The sequence below is a fragment of the Ruminococcus sporogenes genome (assembly GCF_054655175.1).
Window position 1 is genome coordinate 1 of sequence record NZ_BAAHOA010000028.1, and the last position, 1,329, is coordinate 1,329.

At 46.0% G+C, this 1,329-nt stretch carries 1 protein-coding gene; it reads left to right on the forward strand.

From position 1 onward, the window contains the following. Nucleotides 1-70 precede the first annotated feature (70 nt). Entirely contained in the window at nt 71-529 is a 459-nt protein-coding gene (locus tag ACYQ0N_RS15265) for a DNA-directed RNA polymerase subunit beta (protein WP_460163175.1), read from the forward strand. Nucleotides 530-1,329: the final 800 nt, after the last annotated feature.

A 1,329-nucleotide genomic window follows, 5' to 3' on the forward strand; every position in this document is an offset into this window, starting at 1 on the left:
AACCCACCCCCCCCCCAGATCATTCCGAGGGTGACTGGAGTTCAGACGTGTGCTCTTCCGATCTGAGACAATGTATGATGGTATCACTGGAAAGAAGTTCGAAGCTGACATATTCATAGGAGTTGTATTCTATCAGAAGCTGCATCATATGGTGGCAGGAAAATTCCATGCCAGGTCAAGGGGACCCGTGCAGATCCTAACGAGACAGCCAACTGAAGGGAGGTCAAGACAGGGAGGTCTAAGGTTCGGAGAAATGGAGAGGGATACCCTCATAGGTCATGGTGCAGCAATGACCATCAAGGACAGATTGCTTGATCAAAGCGATGGTTTCACCATATGGGTTTGCGGAGATCCAGAGTGCGGTCATGTTGCCATAAACGATTACAATAAGAAGGAGCTCAGGTGTCCCGTGTGTGGTAACACCACCAATATTCATCCCATAGAGACCAGCTACGCTTTCAAGCTCATGAGGGATGAGTTGATGTCACTTGGTGTTGTCATGAGATTGAGGTTGGGTGAATTGAAATGAGTGCCGAAATTTCCAAGGGTATTAAGGAAATCAAATTTGCTCTCTTGTCACCTGATGAAATCAGGAAGATGTCAGCGGTGAAGGTCATCACCCCAGATACGTACGATGACGATGGTTATCCAATTGAAAAGGGTTTGATGGATTTAGCCATGGGAACCATTGAGCCAGGACTAAAGTGTAAGACATGCGGTGGAAAGGTGGATACCTGTCCTGGCCACTTTGGACACATTGAACTAGCACTTCCAGTTATTCACATAGGATTCACAAAGGAAATATATTCAATTCTCAACGCCACCTGTGCTAACTGCGGAAGAATAAGGCTGACTGAGGATACAATAAAGGATTACAAGGAAAGGATAAATGCAATAAAATCAAAACTGGTTGATGTGGAATACGATGACTTAGTGAACGAAGCCGAATCCGAGGCTTCTGATATTTCCATTTGTCCATACTGTCATTACGAGAATAAGAAGATAACCCTCGAAAAACCCACAACTTTTAGGGAAGAGGGTAGGAAACTCACACCGAAGGAAATAAGGGAGAGGTTCGAGAAAATACCAGACGATGATCTGATCTTACTCGGACTGGAACCGGGGGTAGCAAGGCCAGAATGGATGATCCTAACTGTATTTCCAGTACCACCAGTGAACGTTAGACCCACCATAACCTTGGAAACTGGTGAGAGAAGCGAGGATGACCTGACTCATAAATTGGTGGACATTATCAGAATAAATCAGATCGGAAGAGCACACGTCTGAACTCCAGTCACCCTCGGAATGATCTGGGGGGGGGGGGGTTGG